Below are 477 nucleotides of genomic sequence, written 5' to 3'. Positions count from 1 at the left end.
CAGACCGTCTATAAGTACAAATATCTCGACAGCCCGGTTTGGCAGATCGGCCTGTTGGCGCAGGAGGTCGAGCAGGTCGAGCCAGACGCTGTGAAGCAGTTTGGTGGTCTTAAGGCTGTCAATTATGGTCGGGCGACGGATCGCGCTGCGGCCTTAGGAGCGTTCTTGGATGCGGCATAAATTGACCGAGGAGCAAAACATCCTGCTCGATAGCGCAGCAAGGTTGGCTCTCTCGCTTTCTGGTCAAGACGTGCCGAAAGCAATCGCGCTTCTGCGGCGCCGCCTACGTTCGTTGAGCAAACCTCAGCCCCACATCACGGCCGATCGCTTGCGCGAGCGAGTGACCTACGACCCTGACACGGGTGAGTTTAGATGGTTGCTGGCTCGAAAAGATCGAGTCGGTGAGATCGCGGGTGTCGTCAGCCGCAGCGGATATCGTCGCATTAAGATTGACGATGTTGAGTATTATGCCCATCG

At 56.6% G+C, this 477-nt stretch carries 2 protein-coding genes; both read left to right on the top strand.

What is annotated here, in order from left to right:
- Positions 1 to 180, top strand: a 180-nt coding sequence (locus tag AACY45_RS28250; protein WP_339548764.1) for a tail fiber domain-containing protein, incomplete at its 5' end; no start/stop codon positions are given.
- On the top strand, positions 170 to 477 hold a 308-nt coding region (locus AACY45_RS28245; protein WP_339548763.1), incomplete at its 3' end, for a hypothetical protein. The genes AACY45_RS28250 and AACY45_RS28245, both read left to right, overlap by 11 nt.

Source organism: Pseudomonas sp. RA_35y_Pfl2_P32 (genome assembly GCF_963970735.1).
Taxonomy (GTDB): Bacteria; Pseudomonadota; Gammaproteobacteria; order Pseudomonadales; family Pseudomonadaceae; genus Aquipseudomonas.
The sequence above is the reverse complement of the archived record's forward strand: the minus strand, read 5'-3'. Positions and strand labels throughout refer to the sequence as shown.